The organism is Silvanigrella aquatica (genome assembly GCF_001907975.1).
GTDB classification, from domain to species: domain Bacteria; phylum Bdellovibrionota_B; class Oligoflexia; order Silvanigrellales; family Silvanigrellaceae; genus Silvanigrella; species Silvanigrella aquatica.
Window position 1 is genome coordinate 1,729,053 of record NZ_CP017834.1, and the last position, 14,526, is coordinate 1,743,578.

At 33.5% G+C, this 14,526-nt stretch carries 12 protein-coding genes and 1 pseudogene; 6 read left to right on the forward strand and 7 right to left on the reverse strand.

What is annotated here, in order from left to right; genetic code table 11:
• Positions 1 to 6 precede the first annotated feature (6 nt).
• From AXG55_RS07200 to AXG55_RS07210, 3 genes are all read right to left on the reverse strand, one after another.
• On the reverse strand, positions 7 to 690 hold the full coding sequence (locus AXG55_RS07200; RefSeq protein WP_233231059.1) for a cytochrome b/b6 domain-containing protein: 684 nt from the start codon (positions 688 to 690) through the stop codon (positions 7 to 9).
• A gap of 179 nt (positions 691 to 869) precedes the next feature.
• Complete coding sequence (locus tag AXG55_RS07205; protein ID WP_148697452.1) at positions 870 to 2,399, reverse strand: hypothetical protein; 1,530 nt, start codon at positions 2,397 to 2,399, stop codon at positions 870 to 872.
• Between the two features lie 103 nt (positions 2,400 to 2,502).
• Positions 2,503 to 4,146 carry an APC family permease gene (locus tag AXG55_RS07210; protein ID WP_148697453.1) on the reverse strand — a complete coding sequence of 548 codons (1,644 nt, stop codon included), beginning with the start codon at positions 4,144 to 4,146 and terminating at the stop codon, positions 2,503 to 2,505.
• A 262-nt stretch (positions 4,147 to 4,408) separates the two neighbouring features.
• Between AXG55_RS07210 and bfr the strand changes: the two genes are divergently transcribed.
• Positions 4,409 to 4,888 (forward strand): bacterioferritin, encoded by a 480-nt coding sequence (gene bfr, locus AXG55_RS07215; RefSeq protein ID WP_148697454.1) that lies wholly within the window; start codon positions 4,409 to 4,411, stop codon positions 4,886 to 4,888.
• On the opposite strand, the gene AXG55_RS07220 is transcribed toward bfr, so the two are convergent.
• Positions 4,830 to 5,075, reverse strand: coding sequence for a (2Fe-2S)-binding protein (locus AXG55_RS07220; protein WP_148697455.1), 246 nt, complete (start codon positions 5,073 to 5,075; stop codon positions 4,830 to 4,832). The genes bfr and AXG55_RS07220 overlap by 59 nt on opposite strands.
• A gap of 233 nt (positions 5,076 to 5,308) precedes the next feature.
• On the opposite strand from AXG55_RS07220, the gene hemG reads away from it, so the two are divergent.
• Positions 5,309 to 6,772: a protoporphyrinogen oxidase gene (gene hemG, locus AXG55_RS07225; protein ID WP_148697456.1), complete on the forward strand. Its 1,464-nt coding sequence runs from the start codon at positions 5,309 to 5,311 to the stop codon at positions 6,770 to 6,772.
• Positions 6,773 to 6,924: 152 nt separating this feature from the next.
• Positions 6,925 to 9,114 (forward strand): catalase/peroxidase HPI, encoded by a 2,190-nt coding sequence (gene katG, locus AXG55_RS07230; protein ID WP_148697457.1) that lies wholly within the window; start codon positions 6,925 to 6,927, stop codon positions 9,112 to 9,114.
• A 75-nt stretch (positions 9,115 to 9,189) separates the two neighbouring features.
• Here the strand turns inward: katG and AXG55_RS15035 are convergent, their stop codons facing one another.
• Positions 9,190 to 10,587, reverse strand: a complete 1,398-nt coding sequence (locus AXG55_RS15035; RefSeq protein ID WP_148697458.1) for a lytic polysaccharide monooxygenase — start codon at positions 10,585 to 10,587, stop codon at positions 9,190 to 9,192.
• Between the two features lie 149 nt (positions 10,588 to 10,736).
• A pseudogene (locus AXG55_RS15135) lies at positions 10,737 to 10,955 on the reverse strand (lytic polysaccharide monooxygenase); the annotation flags it as partial.
• Between the two features lie 334 nt (positions 10,956 to 11,289).
• Between AXG55_RS15135 and AXG55_RS07245 the strand changes: the two are divergent.
• Together AXG55_RS07245 and eutC are read left to right on the forward strand one after the other, a co-directional pair.
• Entirely contained in the window at positions 11,290 to 12,666 is a 1,377-nt protein-coding gene (locus AXG55_RS07245) for an ethanolamine ammonia-lyase subunit EutB (protein ID WP_148697459.1), read from the forward strand.
• A 15-nt stretch (positions 12,667 to 12,681) separates the two neighbouring features.
• Positions 12,682 to 13,482 carry an ethanolamine ammonia-lyase subunit EutC gene (gene eutC, locus AXG55_RS07250; RefSeq protein ID WP_148697460.1) on the forward strand — a complete coding sequence of 267 codons (801 nt, stop codon included), beginning with the start codon at positions 12,682 to 12,684 and terminating at the stop codon, positions 13,480 to 13,482.
• On the opposite strand, the gene AXG55_RS07255 is transcribed toward eutC, so the two are convergent.
• Positions 13,448 to 14,032: an ATP-dependent Clp protease proteolytic subunit gene (locus tag AXG55_RS07255; protein WP_148697461.1), complete on the reverse strand. Its 585-nt coding sequence runs from the start codon at positions 14,030 to 14,032 to the stop codon at positions 13,448 to 13,450. The genes eutC and AXG55_RS07255 overlap by 35 nt on opposite strands.
• A gap of 83 nt (positions 14,033 to 14,115) precedes the next feature.
• Here AXG55_RS07255 and acpS point away from each other — a divergent pair, with 83 nt between their 5' ends.
• Complete coding sequence (gene acpS, locus AXG55_RS07260) at positions 14,116 to 14,499, forward strand: holo-ACP synthase (protein ID WP_148697462.1); 384 nt, start codon at positions 14,116 to 14,118, stop codon at positions 14,497 to 14,499.
• Positions 14,500 to 14,526: the final 27 nt, after the last annotated feature.

The window sequence follows — 14,526 nt, forward strand, 5'->3', positions numbered from 1 at the left end:
TGCGAATTATTTTTTTAAATTCTGAGAATTTGATTCAGATTTTTCCTCATTTCTTCTATATTGGAAGCCGCTAAACATACTTTGAACTAGAGGATATTTTTCTTTTATTTCATGAAAAATAAGCATAAAAACATGGATGAAACTAAAAATCATTGCAAGATAAAAAATGATTTCATGAATTTTTTTTATCATATTTCGAATAAAATCTTTTTCGTTTGAAAAAGCGATAAAAGAAGTAAATGGTCCCATATTATAATGTTTTGCTGCTAGATAAAGTCCTGAATAAGCCTCGTATACCATAAGAAGGTATAACGCAAGATAAAGAATACCGGCATAGCGATCATGTCCCCAATACGATGATTTATCAATTTTTCTATTCTTTAGGAGAAAAATATAATCTTTTATATGAAACATATTTTTAAATTTAGCATGCTTTGGACCTATAAACCCCCATATTATTCTCGCCACAATGCCCACAGTCAGAGCATAACCAATATAAATATGATATACGTAAATAATTTCTTTCCAATTTTGATAGGGCTTCAAGAGGCCTTTTAACCAAATTGTAAGCATAAGACTGAAAATACTTAATGCGTTCCACCAATGCAAAAAACGTAAAAAGGGATCATATATTTTTTTTGCTACTAAGTTTCTTATTTCAACGCTATCGTTATCCTGATTAAGAGACATTGTTTTACCTTTCATTAATTAGAAGGTAATAAATCATTTCATACACAATATTTATTTTTTGATATTATATAATATTGATTAAAAAAAATCTGGATACAAATTTAAGTTTTTTTAGATAGTGTCAAATTTATTATATCTACAATAAATTCATTTTTTAACTTGATTGAATTTATATGAACTTAATTATTCTTACAATTTTTTTTAAAAAAACTTTTAAATTCATTTTGTGCTGATATTCTTGTTATTTCAAAATCTTTATGATGTAAATATCTAAAAAAACTGTCGTAATATCTTCCAAAAAAAGCATTACCTGAGTTATTATCATCATACTGATTAAAGTAATATTCCAATTCTTTTATAGATTGTTTTTCTTTATCTGTTAAGTTAATACTAAAAGGATCACAAGATATTACGCTATAATATCTATCACCATTGAAAATATTATAAATTCTTTTATTAATGTCAGTCATATTATTTAATTTTGAGGATTGTAAAGTAACATCACTCAATGGTCTTATGGATTGAGTTACTTTTTCTATACTTTCCAAAGTTTTTATTGAGATTTTTTTTCTAAAATATTCATAATTATCGTTTTTATTTTCAATTATACCTCTTAAATAAATAGCATTCAGCTTTGTTGCTGTCAAAACCTCTTGAAGAGAATGTCCCGTATCAACTGACAAAGTAGACCATATTGATAATAAAAATAATCTCATTTCTTCTTCATTTAAGTCAGTACCGAATGCTATTAGTGACCAAATTATGAGGTTTGTAGTGCCAGATATTCCACATGCAAAAGGCATTTTAAATTTAGCGACTGTCTGACCATAAGTCGTCCCTAAAGGCTCTAATACACAGGAATCTCTCGACCAGTTTTGCCACGAAACACTTTTATCTTTAGCTTTTAATTCACTTATATCAAATTTAGAAATACCATAATATAAAGTTTTATTTGATGGTGTTTTACTATCTCGAAATCCTCTAAATCTTCTTAGTAGAGCATTATAATAGTATTCTCTTTCTTTTTTAAAGAGGGGTAAATTTTTTTCAAGACCAATATTGTCATTTGCTTTTGCATTGAAAAGAAAATAATCTAATTGGAGTGCAGGATCTGGCAGTGGATTTTTATTATTAAAATTATCTTGGCTTAGGCCAATAGCATATTTATAGGCAATTTGTTTTGTGGGAAGCGCACTTGTTGCATGTGGAAAATATTGCTGTCTTTGTAAGGATGGAAAAGTAATTTTGGAGTCATTTAAATTTGCCCAACTTTCTACAGAGGCATCAAAATCATGTTTACCTAAAATATTTTTCATCGATGTAAAAATTTTTTTAAATATATCTGAAAATTTTTTGCTCAGTTCTTTATTTTGATTTACTTTTAAGGCTATTAAAGATTCATAAATGCGATTTATACTTTCATCAGTACAAACATTTTTGCAGGATTCATTCCCTGCTGAGATTTCATTAAAAAATAAATGATTTTCTATTGTTTGAAAAAATTTTTCTTCATTACTAGCCTGAGAAGAATTTTGTTTATTTTCATTTAATATTTTAGACATATTAGAAGAGTAATAACAGGTTGAGTTTTCAACACTTTTTGTTAAATAAGATGGAATATTAGCATCACAAACTTCATCACTTTTTTGGCATGAGCACATTAAAATTATAAATGAATAAATTTTAAAAAATTTTATAAAGAATTTCATAATTAGCACACACCAAGATTAATTTCTAAATATATTCGGTTACTTTAAAAGATTATAAAGAATTTTACTTAAATAATTATTATACAATAATATTAAATGGTTACTATGAATTAATGGCGTAACGCTTTTCTGTTACCTTTTCTTCAGTAATATTCCCATGTCCCGTAAGAATCAGTTCGATATTTTTCTCTGTAACTTCGCTCGGCAAAATAGACTTTTGCGCAATATACATAATAAATAATGTAAATAGAGCAATCACTCCGAAATCCCAGCCAAAGGGGATAACATTAAGCCCTCCCTCACTCTCAAAAGAGCTTAAACGAGTAATTCCGCTCATTCCTCCTAAGTAAACAAATATCCAGAGTGCATTTTTCCATGTTACAATGTTTTGTTTGAGTTCTTTACAGTAAACAAGCCTTGCAAAATAAATTAAAAATCCAACAGCCACAGCAATAAATAATTTACTCATGATATACCAGCCTGACCAAAAGAGCATAAGGTTGCAGATATATAAAGCAAGTAAACAGAAAAGTTGATACTGCGGCAAACGGAAAGGTCTATATAAATTAGGTTGTTGTTTTCTGAGTGCCACAATGCAAATAGGGACAATAGCGTAACCCGTGATCATGGTTGAAGACAAAAACGCAACCATACCCTGCCAGCCTGGAAAAGGTAAAAATGCAAGCATGCCAAAGAAAAAGTTTATCCATATGCTTGTAATAGGAATGCCTTTTTTATCAATTTTTTTAATTTGCTGCGGAATATAGCCATTGGCACTCAATGCATATAAAACGCGCGCACTTGAAGCAGCATAAACAATACCTGCACCTAAGGGGGAAACCACAGCATCGATATAAAGCAGAGAAGCAACCCAAGCAAAGCCCAGAGCTAAAGCAAGTCCCGCAAGAGGACCTGCATCGCCCGCAAATGCCAATGCAGACCAGCCATTTTTTAACGACTCTTCAGGAACAGCTAATAAAAAGGAAACTTGTAATAAAATATAAAGTAAAGCGCCTAATAGAACAGAGCCAATAATTGCTTTAGGGATATTTTTTTGTGGATCCTTAGTTTCCGCGGCCATCATAATGCCAATTTGAAATCCATTAAAAGAAAACACAATACCGGCCGTCGCAAGAGCTAATAAAATTCCCTTGCCTCCATAAGGAGCAAACCCTCCTGCTGACTCCAGAGTTAAATTTGTTGTCCCTTTTGCATTTAAAAAGAAAATGAGAATAGCAATAGCAGGAACGGCAAGTTTCCAAATACTAAAATACTTGTTTGTATCAGACATGAATTTTACGCCACGGGTATTGATATAAACAAGTAACAACATAAGAAATGTCGCTGTGACAAATCCTTGTGCTGTTAAATGATGCACATTATTTTCAACACGCGTGAGTGAAGGAAAAAAATTTGTCATATATTGAATAGTTGCTTGCACTTCAATGGGTGTCAAGACCAAAAAAGAAAGCCAAGAAATCCACCCTAAAAGAAAACCTGATAATTTCCCGTGCGTAAAAAAAGGATAATTGGCAATGCCTCCCGCAATGGGAAATAAAGTCCCAAGCTCAGCAAAAGTAAGGGCGATAATGATGATGAATACAGTTGCAATTAACCATGAAATAATAGCAGAAGGGCCTGCAACTTGAGCTGCGTACAATGAGCTAAATAGCCACCCAGAGCCTACCATGGCCCCAATTGAAGCAAACATCACTCCACCAGCACCTATCTGTCGTTTAAATTGCATAAAATACCCTCACTACAAAAGATCCTCTAATGTAAAAGCAACACATGGTTTATATGAAAAAGGATACCTTGTCTAATAAAAGAAGAGCCAGAGTTTGTCTATAACTAGTTGAAATAATAATAACAGTACTTTAGCAAAAAAACGGAATTGGTATTCTAATACCATAGACATTTTAATCCTTGATTGTTAGAGTCCAGGCGCATGAGTCATGCGAAATCGTTAGAATTGTTGTTTTTTTAATATTTAAAAAAAGGAATTAGCTATGAAGGGTGATGCCCAAGTAATTAAAGCTTTAAATGAAGTCTTAACTGGTGAATTAACAGCAATTAATCAGTATTTTTTGCATGCAAGAATGTGTAAAAATTGGGGATATAATAGAATTGCTGATTATACATATAAAGAGTCAATTGAGGAAATGAAACATGCTCAAACTCTTCTTGATCGTGTCTTATTTTTAGAAGGTATACCGAATTTACAAAAACTCGACAAACTCAATATTGGCGAGACTGTTAAAGAACAATTTGAGTCTGATTTAGCACTTGAATATATTGCCGTCGAACGTCTAAAGAAAGGAATTGATATCTGTATATCCGCAAGAGATCACACAAGTCGCGAGATTCTTGAAGACATTTTAGAAGATGAAGAAGAGCATATTGACTGGCTTGAAGCACAATTGGGACTTATTAAGGACATTGGTTACGAGAACTACTTGTCACAGCAGCTGCATGAGAAGTGCTCATAGCTAAATCACAGACTTTATTTGCTTCTTTTTCAACCATTTGAGTAAGGGCTTCGAGGCAACAACCGCAGCCCTTACCCGCATTACATTCATTTTGAACGCCTTCCGTTGTAACTATACCTCCTTGCACAATTTTTTGAATTTCATGGCATGAAATGCCATAGCATAAACACATGAGCATAGAATCCATTCCTCTCTAATCCAACGGAACACCTTTTAAGGCATCGGCAGTTAACATAAATGAAATGAGAACAATTCTCAAGAGTTTGTGATAATAATTCTCATTATTGTACTTCACACCAATATTGTCAATAACCTGCAACTTTTCTTGCGTTCTTTTAGAACAGAGAGTTAATTAAAAAAGTGAGTGGCAATATTTTGATTGTCCCTCCCCTACGTGATGTTTTTAAAGGCAATAAACTCATGAAATCAAAAGAGAAATTAATAAATATAGCAATTATTGGCACAGGAGTTTCAGGACTTAAATGTGCTTATCTTATTGCAAAAAATACGAGTCATAAAATCAATCGCATTGTTTTATTTGATAAAAATAATCGTATGGGAGGTGTTTTGCAACAAACGTATGAAAAAGGATATTTACTTGAACATGGGGCACAAGGAGTTCTTCTATCTCGAACTCCTTTTTATAATTGCTTGAATGAATTAAATATTCAAGACTCGGTCATTATTCCCAATCAAAAAGAACAAACGCGCTACCTTCTCACTGAAAAAGCATGTGTTCCTTTAAAGCCAAAATTTATTTTTAAAAAAGGTAATGGTTTATTATGTATAAAAGATATTTTTAGAATTTTATCCGAATTTTTTATAAAGAAACCAAAAAATAATCATATTAACGAAACAATGTATTCTTTTTTTGAGCGTCATTTTGGAAAAAAATTTGCAGATATTTTTCTTGTTTCCCTATCTTTCGGAATTTGGGGCGGAGGATCAAAAAAACTTTTAATCCGCTATACTTTTCCACAATTATTAAAAATTGAATACGGTTATGGTAGTCTTATGAAATATGTTCTTTTTACTGCCATAAGAAAAATATTCAACAAAAAAGCGAATTTTAAAACACCAAAAGGATTGGCCAGTTTTGAAAAAGGCATGTCTTATTTGACAGAATCACTTTTTAATAAATTACAAGCTGAGTGTAAAAAAAATAATATTGAATTAATCATAAAAATGAAAACTCAAATTTGCAATCTTGGCAAAGGAAATGGTTCACTCTATTTAGAGTATGAAACTTTTTCTGATCAAGAGAAAATAAAAGAAAATTATGATTCCATTATATATTCAGGACAACTCTGGCGAGATGATAAATTAAAAATTGAAATAAATTCTGAAGAAGGTCAAAAATCATTAGAAAACCTTCGCAATATGGAATCGCATAGCATAGCGGTAATTGGTCTCGGAGGAAAATATTTAAATTCACAGAATAATAGTTTTAAAGGATTTGGAGCCTTAGCAGGCTCATGGTCAAAAGATATTCTGGGGGTTATTTTTATTCACTCAACCTACCCAAGTCATGTTCCTAAAGATTCATTTTTATTCCGTGTTATGCTAGGTGGAGATAGAGATCCAGGTATAAATAATAAAAGAAACGACGAATTAATTGATCTTGCAAAAAAAAGACTTTTTGAAAAAGGGATTATCACAGATAATATGTTATTTGAGTTTGAACATGTCGTAAAATGGAATAATTATATCCCCCTAGCTACCGAGAATCAAGATATTATAATTGAATCTATATGGCGTATTGAAGCTCTTCTTCCTGGACTCTTTTTCGCAGGAAATTATTTAAAAGGTGTATCGATATCTGATTGCCTTGAACAAGCAGAACTTACGTCAAAAAAATTATTAAATTATTTTAAAAATATCTAAATCAATTTTAAAATTAAATTGAAATAACTTAAAATCCATTGTTACTGTGATATCATGAAATCGAGTTGTAAAAGGCTCTTGTTATGAATTTACTTATCGCTGTTGATTTATTAAAATTTTTGTAAATTTATAAAGTAACAAAGGAGTGTACCTTGTCTACAAATTCAAAATGCCCCTTCTCCAATGGTGCGCGTCAAAATGTACTTTTAGGCGCACCATCAAACGCTGATTGGTGGCCAAATCAGTTAAATATAAACATTTTGCATCAACATTCTTCTTTAGCGAATCCCATGGATGAAAAATTTGATTATTCTAAGGAGTTTAAAAGTCTTAATTTAAAAGCTCTAATTAAAGATTTAAAAATTCTTATGACAGATTCACAGGACTGGTGGCCTGCGGATTACGGCCATTATGGGCCTTTTTTTATTCGTATGGCTTGGCATAGTGCTGGCACTTACCGCATTGCTGATGGTCGTGGTGGAGCAGGTTCCGGCACGCAACGTTTTGCACCACTGAATAGCTGGCCCGATAATGCCAATCTCGATAAAGCACGGCGTTTATTATGGCCTATTAAACAAAAATATGGACGTAAAATTTCCTGGGCTGATTTGATGATTTTGACCGGTAATGTTGCTTTAGAAACCATGGGTTTTAAAACATTTGGTTTTGCTGGTGGAAGAGCCGATGTCTGGGCTCCTGAACAGGATATTAACTGGGGAACAGAAAAAACATGGCTAGGCGATGAAAGATATAAAGGAAATCGAGAACTTGATAACCCATTGGGCGCTGTTCAAATGGGGTTGATTTACGTGAATCCAGAAGGTCCTAACGGAAAGCCCGATCCCGTTGCATCAGCAAAAGACATTCGAGAAACTTTTGCACGCATGGCGATGAACGATGAGGAAACCGTAGCATTAGTTGCAGGAGGACATACTTTTGGAAAAACCCACGGTGCCGCAGAACCACCAAAATACGTAGGCCGCGAACCAGAAGGAGCACCTATCGAAGAGCAAGGATTAGGCTGGATTAGCTCATATGGTACCGGCAAAGGAGTTCACACGATTACGAGCGGATTGGAGGGCGCTTGGACACCCACACCTATTCAGTGGGATAATTCTTATTTTGAAACCTTATTTAAATATGAATGGGAATTGACAAAGAGCCCTGCGGGAGCGCATCAATGGAAACCGAAGGATCCTTCGGCAGCAAAACTTGTACCCGATGCTCACGATCCTAATAAACGTCATGCGCCCATGATGTCTACGGCAGACTTGGCAATGCGGATGGATCCCATTTACGAAAAAATCTCCAGACGCTTTATGGCAAACCCTAAACTCTTAGCCGATGCTTTTGCAAGGGCATGGTACAAACTCACCCATCGCGATATGGGGCCTATTGTGCGTTATTTAGGCCCTCTCGTTCCGAAGGAAGATCTCATATGGCAAGATCCTATTCCTAAGTTAAATCATAAGCTCATTGCTGAAAAAGATATTAAAGCTTTAAAAACAAAATTACTCAAAAGTGGATTATCTATTTCACAATTGGTTTCAACAGCTTGGGCATCAGCTGCGACTTATCGCGGCACCGACAAACGTGGCGGCGCTAATGGAGCACGCATTCGCTTTGCCCCTCAAAAAGATTGGGAAGTGAATCAGCCAGCTGAATTATCAAAAGCGCTTCAAAAGTTGGAAGCTATTCAAAAAGATTTTAATAGCAAACAAAAAACCAAAGTCAGAGTTTCTCTTGCCGACTTAATCGTTCTGGGTGGCTGTGCCGCTATTGAAGCTGCAGCAAAAAAAGCGGGATTTAATGTCAAAGTTCCCTTTAAGCCAGGCCGTATGGATGCCCTTCAATCTCATACCGATGTCAATTCCTTTGCTGTTTTAGAACCTATTTCAGATGCTTTTCGCAATTATGTTCGCAGAGGACAAGAACAATTTGCACCTGAAATGCTTATCGATCGCGCCCATCTTATGACTTTGACAGCTCCCGAAATGACCGTTTTAGTGGGCGGAATGCGAGTATTAAATACAAACTTTTCTCATACAAAGCATGGCGTATTCACTCGTCATCCCGAAGTATTGAGCAACGATTTCTTTGTGAATTTACTTGATATGAATATCAAGTGGCACAAAGCAACTTCAGCAAATGGGGTATTTGAAGGTCGCGAAAGATCCTCTGGAACAACCAAATGGACGGCCACCTATGCCGATTTGATTTTTGGATCAAATTCCCAATTAAGAGCTCTTGCCGAAGTTTATGCCAGCAGCGATGCAAAAGAAAAATTTGTTAAAGATTTTATTGCTGCGTGGAATAAAGTCATGAATTTAGATAGGTTTTAATTCAAAAATATTTAAAAAAATTAAAAATAAATAAGAGATCGTTCTCATAGAGAAATGATCTCTTACTATTTAATTTTATTTTAAATTCACATCAATACATGCGTAAAATGCTTCTGGGCTATCAGAACGTTGCCAAATATTATAAATTACTTTTTTTCCCGGCTTTCCTTTAGGATAAGGACATGACATTTTATAGCGCTTATTTTCTAACTTAACAGAGTTTATAACGCAGAAGGGTTTATCTTCAAGATCAGACCATTTCAGAGGCAAGCTTGGATTATAGGAATCCTTAGTGATATAAAATTCAAAATATTTTGTCGCATGAGGAGCCGCGGCTAAATAAGTAAAATCGAGTTTTCCTTCAGCATTGGGAGAAATATCTGTGGCAACCCAATCGGTACGTGGTAAATCGAGACCGCTATATTTTTTGCGACCTGCACTGCACAACTGGCTATCAGGAATAACGCCTTCATGCTTTACTTTAGTTACTTTTAAATTCATATTTGTTACTTTATTTTCTTTAACTTCAAGTTCATTTAATTCAGGTACAGCTGCATAAACATAACCATTATCCACAATAGACATTAAAAATATATTTGAATATTTTCCAACTGGAATTTGTATGAAATCTTGCGTTCCACTACTTACCATTTTAGTTAAACCTTTGCCCAAATTTAAAATCAGGCTTTTGCCATGAGGTAATTGTTCTCCAGTCACATTGACATTTAAGGATCCAAATAAGGCTACTTCTTTTTTAATTTTAATATTTATTTGAGTTGTGCTTTTTTCAGAAATAAATATACTTTTCTCTTCTACTTCTGCAATATAAGTAACACCTTGTTCGATAAAGGAATCAACAGAAATTTGATTGTAATTCTTAATGGGAAGATTAGAAATTTCTTGGTTATGAAATACTTTATAAGATAAATTATTTAATTTCAAAGTTAAACTTATATTTTCAGGCAAAAAATCGCCATTAATATTGATTTTTAAACGTCCCACTGCACTTTTATTGATTTGATTTTTTTGAGGTACTTTACTATTTTGATTTGGAATTATATTTTTATAATTTTCAACTTTATCTTTACTTTCAATATTTTGAATTTTTTGCCAAGGATTTCCATTTAAAGGAGAATTTCCTCTCGTCCACCATTTGGCACGATAATTTTCCGAATTAAATGTAACAATATTATTTGCCACATAAGTGCAGTTTGAGTCCCACTCAAGTAGTTCATTTTCCTTTAAAATTGGTTTCCAAGCATCGCCCGTATCACATTTACTAGGAGGATTACCACGAGTCCACCATTTGGCTTCATATATTTTGTCTTGATAAACAACTTTTTGTCCCGAAGTATATGTCGTATTTTCATTCCATGACAGGATATTTTCCTGAGCGCTTACATTTTTAATACTTAAAAAAATTAATGATAATGAGTTTAAAAAAATAACAATTTTATTCACATAAGGTTTCATTCTTTTAGCCTTTTTAAAAATTAATTTCAGATTTATTTATAATTATTTCTTAATTCATTTGAACTTATATTTTTTTGAGAGTGAAAACTATGATTATGATGTTTATGATGATCATTTGTTTCATAAAATGCATTACTATAATTAGAATAAGATTTGTGATTACCATTGGCATGAGACTGATTGACTTCATTCCAATCATAAAGAGCTTGTGTTCCATTTTCTTTTACCACAGCTTTACAAGCATCTGATTGGGGATTTTCAGGTCCTTCATGATAGCATTGATAAACCCGGCTCCTAGGTACTTCCATGCTTCCATGAGCGAAAGCAACTCCATTTGCCAAACTAAAAAAAAGCAATGAGTAATTCATTACTTTATGAAAAATTATTTTATTAAATATCATGATTACCTCAGATGAAAAAATATTTTAAATTGAATGAGAATATGAAAAATTTCTCAAAGAAAATTTAGGGAACAATTTTAATTTGAGCAAATGATTTTTACTATGATGAACTTATCTTAATAAAAATTTAATTATAACTTAATGAACGAAATTTTTAAGATTAATATTCCTATAAATTTAAGTAATAATTTAATAAAAAATAATATTAAATTATTACTTCATATAATTGAAAATTTTTTATTTCTGGTATATTATTCCGCTGTCAATGAATATTTTAGAATTTTTTTAAGGTTTTTTATTTATGCTTTATAAATGCACTTACCATAATAAAGTGTTTCACTTTGAAAATTTAAAGATTTTACTTGCCAAAGCTTCCCCTGAGCGCTCTGGAGATCTCCTCGCAGGAATTGCTGCTTCAAATTCTGAAGAAAGGATGGCGGCAAAAATTGCCCTTTCCTCTGTTCCCTTAAAAACATTTTTACAGGAATGTCTTGTACCTTACGAAGAAGACGAAATTACAAGATTAATTATCGACACTCACGATCTCAACTCCTTTGCTACAATATCTCACTTGACTGTGGGCGATTTTAGAGATTGGTTACTTTCCGAAGAAACAACCGAGCTGCAATTAAAAAAAGTAGCAAAAGGAATTACTCCAGAAATGTCTGCTGCCGTATGTAAACTCATGCGTAATCAAGATTTAATTTCTATTGCTAAAAAATGTTCCGTTATTACAAAATTTAGAAACACCATAGGACTGCCGCATAGATTATCTGTCCGATTACAACCCAATCATCCTACCGATAATTTGAAAGGAATTGCAGCATCACTCATTGATGGCTTGTTTTATGGCAGCGGCGATGCCGTTATCGGTATTAATCCTGTAAGCGATAATATTTCCACTTTATCATCTATGGCACAAATGCTAAATGAAATTATTTTAAAATATAATATTCCAACTCAATCTTGTATATTAACTCATGTGACAAACTCCATTCAATTAATTGAAAAAAATATTCCACTCGATTTGGTTTTTCAATCCATTGCAGGAACGCAAAAAGCAAATGCTCACTTTGGAATTCATTTAAATATTTTAAAAGAAGCTCAGGAAGCGGCTCTGTCATTAAATAGAGGAACATTAGGAAACAACGTGATGTATTTTGAAACAGGACAAGGAAGCGCATTGTCTGCAGATGCTCATTTCAATATAGATCAGCAAACATGTGAGGCTCGTGCCTATGCTGTTGCTCGTCAATTTTCACCCTTATTATTAAATACGGTTGTTGGTTTTATTGGCCCTGAATATTTATTTGATGGTAAGCAAATTATAAGAGCAGGTTTAGAAGATCATTTTTGTGGTAAAATCATGGGACTCCCAATAGGTTGTGACATTTGTTATACAAATCATGCTGAAGCCGACCAGGATGACATGGATATCTTGCTCACTTTATTAGGTAACGCTGGTGTTACCTTTATAATGGGAATTCCTGGCGCCGATGATATCATGCTGAATTATCAAAGCACTTCGTTTCATGATGCTTTGTATTTGAGAGATCTGTTAAATTTAAAAAGAGCACCTGAATTTGAAGATTGGCTATCTAAAATTGGGCTTTTAAATTCAGTTGGAAAAATATTACCCCCTTCAGAAAAAAACCCTTTATTATTGCAAATTAACTAAATAAAGAGGTATAAAATGAGCTCAATCGTTAAAAAAGATATTTGGGATTCTTTAAAAAAATATACCGATGCACGCATTGCCTTAGGACGCTCAGGTCATAGCATTCCCACTAAAGAACTTTTAGATTTTGGTATGGCTCATGCACTTGCTAAAGATGCTATTTATAAAGAATTAGATACCGATGAAATAAAAATTTCATTAGCACAACACAATTTTAATTATATTAATGTAACAAGTAAAGCACAAAATAAAAAAGAATATTTATTAAATCCCAATTTAGGTCGCTCCTTAAATGAAGATAGTAAAAATATTCTTATAAATACAAATGTGAAAAAAGAAAATATTGCCCTTATTTTTGCAGATGGTCTTTCTGCACATGCCATTCATCTCAATGCCATACCTTTACTCTTAGAATTACAAAAAGCATTTCTTAATTCTCCTTTTATTTTTTCTCCTGTTATTGTTGCGACAAAGGCAAGAGTGGCTTTAAGCGATGAAATTGGTGAAACATTAAATAGTCTTGCTGCCATTATGCTTATTGGTGAGCGTCCTGGATTGTCTTCGCCCGATAGTTTAGGAATTTATTTAACTTGGTTACCCAAAAAAGGAAGAAGCGATGCGGAACGCAATTGCATTTCAAATATTCGGCCTGCAGGGCTGTCATATAACGAAGCTGCAATTAAAACCGCTTGGTTGGTTAAGGAAGCTGCGAAATTAAATAAAAGCGGAATCGATTTAAAAGATGACAGTCCCCACTTTGAAATTAATCCGCTAGAAACCGTTACCTTACTTCATTCCATGTGGAAATCACCTTAGTAACTAAACCATATTCCATAGCTTCATGAGCTGTCATCCAATAGTCTCGTTCAATATCTTTACGGACACGATCAAGTGGTTGCTTTGTTTCTTTAGTATATAATTCAGCTATTTTTTCTCGTGTTTTCAAGATTTCTTTAGCATGAATTTCAATATCTGATGCTTGCCCTTGAATACTACCACCAATAAGGGGTTGATGAATTAATAACCTTGCATTGGGCATAGAATAACGGTATTTGGCTTCTGCTGCTAGCAATATGACAGTCGCGGCACTGGCAGCCAAACCTGTGACAATGATTTTTACATCGGGTCTTATGAAGCGGATGGTGTCGTAAATTCCAAACCCGGAATTAACCTCGCCACCAGGGCTATTTAAAAAGAGCCAAATTTCCTTAGAGGGATCGGCTGCTTCAAGAGCAAACAATTGCTCTATGACTCTTTTAGCAGAAGCGGCATGAATACCTTCTGAAAGGACGATAAGGCGTTGATCAAAAAGCTTTTTATGAATGGTGGATTCAAGTATAGAAGACAAATCATCATGGTTTGGCATTTAAAAACTCCTTCTCATTTCAAAATTAGGAAATGATTTGATAGTGATCATAAATCAAACAACAAAGTGGGACAAGTGCAACAATGGCAAAAAAAATTCGCATTGGAATTGATTTAGTTAACATACCACGTTTTGAAAAGTCATTAACGGTCGGGAATTTTATAAATAAAATTTTTCATTCCGAAGAAATCGCATACTGTGAAAGCAAACGGAAAAACGGGAATGCTTCCTTTGCCGCACGCTTTGCGGCCAAAGAGGCTTTTAGCAAGGCTCTTGGCACGGGTCTTTATTCACAAGGAGTCGGCCCCAAAGACATATGGATAATAAATGCAGTAAACGGCAGACCAGTCCTTCATCTTTCAGATAAAATGAAAGAAATATTAAAGGAACAAAATATTAAAGATTATGACGTTTCGTTAAGTCATCACGAAGATTATGCCATAGCAAATGTGGTTCTATATTCATAAATAATATAGAACCACATTTTAAAATGA